The organism is Globicatella sp. HMSC072A10 (assembly GCF_001811625.1).
In the GTDB taxonomy this organism is placed as follows: Bacteria; Bacillota; Bacilli; order Lactobacillales; family Aerococcaceae; genus Globicatella; species Globicatella sanguinis.
Map to the genome: position 1 here is coordinate 1 of NZ_KV805734.1, position 8,069 is coordinate 8,069.

Genomic DNA, 8,069 nt, shown 5'->3' on the forward strand with positions numbered 1-8,069 from the left:
TAACTAAATTTATCAAGTTTATGCCCAGCCTCGATTAGGCTAAATCAGTAGTTAATAATCGCTTAATTTTTGCTTTGCCCCCACTTTAAAAATTGCATGGGTGGAGAAGGTCTACAAAAATGGGTTGACGATACATAACCACTGATAATGAGAACTCTTTTTCGTTGATTCAAAGAGGATTTTTTAACTGCTTATAGAGAGAGTATCGTAATGCAAAGTTTCACTCGTTATTTAACTACGTATGTTCTTTTAAGTACTTTTTTGACTAATAATTAAGTTTAGTAAGTCTTATCTTTTGAATATACTTATCATTTCCTTTACACTGAGTCTATCAAGTAGAAGGAGGAACAAGCAATGCACAAGAACCTGAAAGACCCAAGAACGTTGTATCATACAGGAAAGTTTTTAGATCAAGAACAAGACACTCCAGCACTACAAGATGAAATGTTACCAGAACCTGATTGCGGTGAAACATCTTATAAAGGAAATAACCGCTTAGCAGGCAGAACAGCTTTAATTACTGGGGGAGACTCTGGAATCGGCCGCGCCGTTGCGATTGCTTTTGCACGGGAAGGTGCCGATGTTGCGATTCAATATTTCCCAGGTGAAGAACAAGATGCTTTAGAAGTAAAAGAGCTTATTGAAAAAGAAGGACGTCGCTCATTATTGATGCCAGTTGATTTACGCGATAATAATGTTGCGACCGAGATAGTGGAACAGACGGTTAAAGAACTCGGTAAACTTGATATCCTAGTTTTAAATGCGGCTCAACAAATCGCAGTAGAAAGTCTTTCTGAATTAAGTATTGAACAAGTAGAAGATACGTTCAAAGTTAATATTATCTCGATGTATGAAACGGTGAAAGCAGCCGAAAAGCATTTACCAACAGGTGCAACAATTGTAACGACAACTTCGGTACAAGCAACTAGTCCTAGTCCACAATTAATGGATTACGCCGCTACTAATGCAGCAGTTACTAATTTCACTAAAAATTTAGCTCAATATTTCGCTAAAAAAGGTATCAGAGTCAATGGGGTAGCACCTGGACCAATCTGGACACCCCTTCAATTAGATGACGGACAATTAGAAGGAAAATTACCTGAATTTGGACAAGCTAGCCTCTTAGAGCGGGCAGGACAACCAGTCGAATTAGCACCGGTTTATGTCTTTTTAGCTTCAGAAGAATCGTCATATGTCACATCACAAATTTATGGTGTCACCGGTGGTAAAGCAATTAATTAAGACATATTAATAATAGGTATTTTTTAGGAAAAGTTCAGTAAGACAGCTCGATGTTTTACTGGCTTTTTTTGTGCATTCAGCGTTTTTTAAGAGTTAGCTTTGGCTTCATATTCACTAGGTAACATTATGTAATTGTACTTGAATATGTTGGGCATTCAATTTTGAAGCTTCTAGTATTAAGCCATAATAAGTGATTGAATTATTTTGTATTATGCAGTTATAGGCTAATTGAGTTTGACTTTTGTGTATTGCACGATTTTGGTGATTGATTTTGATGACGTGTTGAATTAGCAAATTTCCAGCTGATAAAGTCTGTTCGGCTATTGTTTTTTCTTTTATAACAAAATTTTCATTTAAATAAATAATACAATCAATTTTGTTAGCATTTTCATAATGGCAGGATTATACTAGAAGTGTAGTAGTAAAATTCGAGGAGGTTTCTCATGAACGAAGAAAAGTTTATTATGGCGATTGATCAAGGTACGACCTCATCACGCGCAATTATTTTTAATAAAAAGGGGGAAATGGTGGCTTCCTACCAAAAAGAATTTCCCCAAATTTTCCCTAAAGCAGGTTGGGTAGAACATGATGCAAATCTCATTTGGAACTCAGTCCAATCCGTAATTGCGGGAGCGTTTATTGAAAGTGGCGTGAAACCTAGCCAAATTGAAGCGATTGGAATTACTAACCAACGTGAAACAACGGTGGTCTGGGATAAACAGACCGGTTTGCCTATTTATAATGCGATTGTCTGGCAATCACGTCAAACAGCTTATTTAGCAGATGAATTAATTGATGCGGGACATAAAGAGTTATTTCACCAAAAAACAGGCTTAGTCATTGATGCTTATTTCTCAGCGACTAAAATTCGTTGGATTTTAGATCATGTTGAAGGGGCGCAAGAACGAGCAGAAAAGGGCGAATTGTTATTTGGTACGATTGACACTTGGTTAGTATGGAAATTGACCAATGGTGCGACTCATGTCACTGATTATACTAATGCCGCGCGGACCATGTTATTTAATATCAATGATTTACAATGGGATGAGGAGATTTTACAAATCTTGAATATTCCAACTACAATGTTGCCGGAAGTGAAATCTAACTCAGAAATTTATGGTACCACTGCTTCCTTTCATTTCTATGGTGGAGAAGTGCCCATCTCAGGAATGGCAGGAGACCAACAAGCTGCTTTATTTGGTCAATTAGCTTTTGAAAAAGGCATGGTTAAAAATACCTATGGAACAGGCTCATTTATCATTATGAATACCGGTGAAGAAGCCTTAATTTCGAAAAACAATCTCTTAACCACGATTGGTTATAGTATTAATGGTAAAGTGAACTATGCGCTAGAAGGGTCTATTTTCGTAGCTGGTTCGGCGATTCAATGGCTTCGTGATGGCTTAAAAATGATTGAATCATCACCAGAGTCCGAGCGTTTAGCGGAAAAATCAACGAATAACGATGAAGTCTATATTGTACCGGCATTTACTGGTCTAGGAGCTCCATATTGGAATTCAGATGCACGAGGCTCAGTCTTTGGATTAACCCGAGGGACAACACGTGAAGATTTCGTTAAAGCAACTTTACAATCGATTGCCTACCAAGTCCGTGACATTATTGAAACGATGCAAAGTGATTCAGGTATAGATATACCGGTCTTAAAAGTTGACGGTGGCGCAGCGATGAATGACTTTTTATTACAGTTCCAGGCAGATATTTTAGGAATTGAAATTGCGCGTGCTACTAATTTAGAGACCACGGCTTTAGGTGCAGCGTTATTAGCTGGCTTAGCGGTTGGCTTCTGGCGTGATATGGACGAGATTAAATCTTTAAATGCGACCTCTCAATTATTTAAACCTGAAATGAACAATGCCCGTAAGGAGCAATTATATCGTGGATGGCAAAAAGCGGTAGCGGCTACCCAATTATTTGCCGAACGCGATGAGACTAATATTGAATAAAGTAATCAAAGTATTCAGTTAAAATAGTATCTTATTTATAAGCATGAGGATGATCATCAATTTGATTAATTCAATCAAGTTATCGCTCAATAATAAGCGCGCAGTGGTTGAGTGGCGTCAAGCGCAGTCTTAAAGTGACTGAGAATTACCTTGAAAAATTCGGTCAAGTTATTGCTCATTAATTAAACCGACAGTGGTTGAGTGGTATTAAGCACAGTCTTAAAGACTTGTTTGATTGCTACCTAATTGTGCGAAGGGAACAGACGAAGCGGAAAAACATTTGATTCGCTAATTCTGATCCATTCCCAACTGTGCGAGGATGGACGGACGAAGCATAAATCATTTATTTTTCTACTTTTGTCCAACTTTCAACTCTTCGGGGGGCGACGGACGAAGCGAAAATTATTTGATTCGCTAATTCTGCTCCGCTCCCAACTGTGCAAGGATGGAAAGACAAAGCGAAGATTATTTTATTCTCTACGTCTTTCCCACTCCCTAGAACAAATAGTATGTTGATTAATTTGTAAACCGGATCAACCTTATAAAAATAGGTCTAAAGGACAGACTCATTTTTTTGCAAGAGAGTCCAACCTAATTTTTATCTTTAATTGATTTCGAAAATAAACAATAGAAAGGAATCAAGTTATGAAATTATCATTTGAATCAAGAAGACAATCGATTGCGAAACTGCAAGAACAAACCCTGGATCTATTGATTATCGGAGGAGGTATCACTGGGGCGGGTGTGGCATTACAAGCAGCAGCTTCAGGCTTACAAACGGGCCTAATTGAAATGCAAGACTTTGCTGAAGGGACTTCCTCGCGTTCAACCAAATTAGTTCATGGTGGTTTACGCTATTTAAAACAATTTGATGTTGAAGTCGTATCTGACACTGTGTCTGAGCGCGCGGTAGTACAACAAATCGCTCCCCACATTCCTAAAGCCGATCCGATGTTATTGCCGGTCTATGATGAACCGGGAGCTACTTTTAGTCAATTCCGCTTAAAAGTAGCGATGGATTTATATGATTTATTAGCAGGCGTGAATAATACACCTTTAGCTAATAAAATGTTAACTAAAGCAGAAGTCTTAGAACGCGAACCAGATTTAAGTCCAGAAGGCTTAGTAGCCGGTGGGGTATATCTAGACTATCGTAATAATGATGCGCGTTTAGTGATTGAAAATATTAAAAGAGCGTCACAAGATGGGGCTTTTATCGCCAGTCGTGTAAAAGCAGTCGGCTTATTATTTGATGACGAAGGGCAAGTCATCGGTGTGGAAGCTGAAGATTTATTGAATGACACGACGTTTGAGATTAAAGCACGAGTGGTGATTAATACGACGGGACCATGGTCTGATACTATCCGTCAATTAGATGATCAACATCAAACAGCGATTATGCGTCCTACTAAAGGGGTGCATTTAGTGGTAGATGAAAGTGTCATTAAAGTGTCACAACCTACTTATTTTGATAGTGGCGAAGGTGATGGTCGTATGATTTTTGTGTTACCACGAGAAAATAAAACCTACTTTGGTACTACCGATACAGATTATAATGGTGATTTAGCTCATCCAAGAGTCACCCAAGAAGATGTGGATTATCTCTTGCGTATCGTGAATCGTCGTTATCCCAAAGCTAATGTTACCTTAAGTAATATTGAATCTTCATGGGCAGGCTTACGACCATTAATTTCAGGCAATGCAGCCTCTGATTATAATGGAGGGAACTCTGGTAAAGTTTCTGACGAATCATTTAATCATTTAATCGACACGGTTAAAGCCTATTTAGATGGCGAAGCAAACCGTGCAGCTGTTGAGTCTGCAGTGGGCTCATTAGAAGGCTCTGTCTCAGAGAAAACACTAGACCCTTCAGCAGTCTCTAGAGGTTCAAGTTTAGAATTAGATCCAAATGGTTTATTAACTTTAGCAGGTGGTAAAATTACCGACTACCGTAAAATGGCAGAAGGAGCCTTATTAAAGATATTAGATATCTTATCAGAGCAACACCATTTACATTTTAGAATGATTAATTCGAAGACCTATCCGGTATCGGGGGGCGAATTTAACCCAGCGAATGTCGATGAAGAGTTAGAAAATTTAGCAGAATTAGGAGTTAGACGTGGTTTATCAAGAGAAGATGCCCGTTATTTAGCTAACTTATACGGATCAAACGTACCTAAAGTCTTTAACTTAACGAATAAATATCCATTTGGCCACAAATTATCCTTGAAAGATTGGATTTCTTTACAATACTCAATGGAAGAAGAACTAGTGTTAACGCCAGTGGACTATTTATTACGTCGTACTAATTATATTTTATTTATGCGTGAGCAAGTTGATCAAATGGTTGAACCAGTATTACAAACCATGCGTGAATATTATGATTGGGATGAGGCTACTACGCAAAAATATCATGATGAATTAATCGCAACATTAAATGAAAATGATTTGAAACATCTTAAATAAGAGAAAAGAGGAGAGGACAATGTCTTTTTTTGGAAAGATGGATTTTAATAGTTTATCCGAGACGGAAAAGGTTTTGTATCATTATATGTCGAGTAATATTGAGAAAATTCCTTATATGCGAATTCGCGAAGTGGCATCGGAATCACATACATCGGCCTCGTCGGTAATGCGATTTATTCGAAAATTAGGATTTGATAGTTATGCAGAATTTAAAATTAATGTCAAAACGCATCAACCAGGCGACACGTCTGTTATTAATAGTGAAGGGATTATTTCGCCAAGTACATTTCCGAGTAATACTGAGTTTACGATGCTGCAGATTGCAGAAAAGATGCTTGAATCAGAAAATGTTATCTTTTGTGGTATTGGGGCATCGGGTTCGATGTGTGAGTACGCAGCTAGACGATTTGCTACCTTAGGAATTAATAGCTTCGGTTTGGTGGATAATACGTATCCAATTTCTGGAAAATTACGTAACACGACAGACAATATGATTATTGCATTATCCGTTACTGGTAACACGAATGAGATTACTGAAATTGTAAATGGATTTCGAAATCGCCCCGATTTTACCGTAGTAGCGATAACCAGTGATCCAACAAGTCAATTGGCCATCATGGCTGATTTTGTTTTAAGTTATGAAATTGATATTTGGCGGATTAATTTGCATGAAGATTTTACATCACAAATACCCGCAATATTCCTAATCGAAGCTTTATCAAAAGTCTTATATAATATGATTAATCTAGAAAAAAAGAAAAATAATTAAATTAAATAACGCTATACAAAGAATAAACGGCGAATTGGTACACGTTGTACCATCTTGATGTTTATTCTTTTTTTATAGTAAACGTACCAACAAACCTTATATTAATGAAATGTAAGCGGTATATCGATATAATGAGAGGTGTAGAGGGGGGATATGAATGAAACAAATGCCAGAGAACTTTCTTTGGGGAGGCGCTGTAGCCGCTCATCAAATTGAAGGTGGATGGAATGAAGATGGAAAAGGTATCAGTACAGCTGATGTTATGACTGCAGGTAGCAATGGGGTTGCCAGAGAAATTACTGATGGAATTCTATCTGAAAAATATTATCCAAATCATGAAGCGATTGATTTTTATCATCGTTATAAAGAAGATATTCAGTTATTTAAAGAATTAGGATTGAAAGCGTTTAGAACTTCTATTAATTGGACGAGGATTTTTCCTAACGGCAATGATGAAGAAGCAAATGAAGCAGGCTTACAATTTTATGATGATTTGTTTGATGAGTTATTAGCTAACGACATTGAACCTGTCATTACTTTATCACATTTTGAAATACCATATAATTTGTATAAAGAATTTGGTGGTTTTCGTAGTAAAGAAGTCATCGATTGTTTTGTAAAATATGCTGAAGTTGTAATGACCCGTTATAAAAACAAAGTAAAATATTGGATGACCTTTAATGAAATTAATAATCAAGCCGATGGGCAACATGAACTTCATACATGGACCAATTCAGCCATTCTTTTTGAGGAAGGAGAAAATCGAGAAGAAATTATTTATCAAGCTGGTCTAAATGAACTCATTGCATCAGCTAAAGTCGTTAAGTTAGGTCATCAAATCAATCCGGAATTTCAAATTGGCTGTATGATGGCTTATGTACCAGTTTATCCCTATTCAAGTAATCCAGATGATCAAATGGCTGCCTTAAAAGTAATGCAGAGACGTTATTTTTATAGCGATGTCCATGCTAAAGGGGAGATTCCTAATTATGTTTTAAATGAATGGGCAGATAAAGGATATGAAATTGACTATTCTGATGAAGAACTTAAGGCTTTGAAGGAAGGCACAGTCGACTTTATAGGATTTAGCTACTATATGTCAGGAACAGTTACGACTTTACAAGATAAGGGTGGTTATGAGATACCAGATTATAAGAATAGTAAATGGTTATCAAATCCATTTGTTAAAGCAAGTGATTGGGGATGGCAAATTGATCCGGTAGGCTTACGATATATTTTAAATGTCATTCATGAGCGTTATGATTTACCGTTGTTTATTGTTGAAAATGGTTTTGGCGCTTATGACAAAGTTGAAGCGGACGGCAGTATCAATGATCAATACCGCATTGATTACTTAAAGGCTCACATCAAACAATTAAAAGCAGCAGTATTAGAAGATGGGGTTAATTTATTGGGATACACACCATGGGGCATTATTGATATTGTCAGCTTTGGTACAGGAGAGATGGAAAAACGTTACGGCATGATTTATGTTGATAAAGATAATCAAGGTAATGGTACCTTGAAACGTTCGAAGAAAAAATCGTTTGCTTGGTATCAACAAGTTATTAATAGTAATGGTGAAAATTTATAGGAAGGAGGTAATATTATTGCAAACAGCAAAAAAT

Annotated in this window: 5 protein-coding genes; all 5 read left to right on the forward strand. The window is 37.0% G+C overall.

All coding sequences use genetic code 11. The annotated features are described in order from the left end of the window. Positions 1 to 354 precede the first annotated feature (354 nt). The 5 genes from HMPREF2811_RS06520 (at position 355) to HMPREF2811_RS06540 (ending at position 8,035) form a co-directional block, all read left to right on the forward strand. A complete protein-coding gene (locus HMPREF2811_RS06520) occupies positions 355 to 1,242 on the forward strand; it encodes an SDR family oxidoreductase (RefSeq protein ID WP_071408642.1) in 888 nt (295 codons plus the stop codon). Positions 1,243 to 1,685: 443 nt separating this feature from the next. Beyond that, positions 1,686 to 3,206 carry a glycerol kinase GlpK gene (glpK, locus tag HMPREF2811_RS06525; RefSeq protein WP_071408643.1) on the forward strand — a complete coding sequence of 507 codons (1,521 nt, stop codon included), beginning with the start codon at positions 1,686 to 1,688 and terminating at the stop codon, positions 3,204 to 3,206. A 645-nt stretch (positions 3,207 to 3,851) separates the two neighbouring features. Continuing rightward, entirely contained in the window at positions 3,852 to 5,672 is a 1,821-nt protein-coding gene (gene glpO, locus HMPREF2811_RS06530) for a type 1 glycerol-3-phosphate oxidase (protein ID WP_071408644.1), read from the forward strand. Between the two features lie 19 nt (positions 5,673 to 5,691). Next, complete coding sequence (locus HMPREF2811_RS06535) at positions 5,692 to 6,441, forward strand: MurR/RpiR family transcriptional regulator (protein WP_071408645.1); 750 nt, start codon at positions 5,692 to 5,694, stop codon at positions 6,439 to 6,441. A gap of 157 nt (positions 6,442 to 6,598) precedes the next feature. Beyond that, a complete protein-coding gene (locus HMPREF2811_RS06540) occupies positions 6,599 to 8,035 on the forward strand; it encodes a 6-phospho-beta-glucosidase (RefSeq protein ID WP_071408646.1) in 1,437 nt (478 codons plus the stop codon). Positions 8,036 to 8,069 lie beyond the last annotated feature (34 nt).

Coding starts and splice junctions, on each gene's coding strand:
- HMPREF2811_RS06540 (WP_071408646.1), top strand. CDS start 6,599: ATGAAACAAATGCCAGAGAACTTTCTTTGGGGAGGCGCTGTAGCCGCT.
- glpK (WP_071408643.1), top strand. CDS start 1,686: ATGAACGAAGAAAAGTTTATTATGGCGATTGATCAAGGTACGACCTCA.
- HMPREF2811_RS06520 (WP_071408642.1), top strand. CDS start 355: ATGCACAAGAACCTGAAAGACCCAAGAACGTTGTATCATACAGGAAAG.
- HMPREF2811_RS06535 (WP_071408645.1), top strand. CDS start 5,692: ATGTCTTTTTTTGGAAAGATGGATTTTAATAGTTTATCCGAGACGGAA.
- glpO (WP_071408644.1), top strand. CDS start 3,852: ATGAAATTATCATTTGAATCAAGAAGACAATCGATTGCGAAACTGCAA.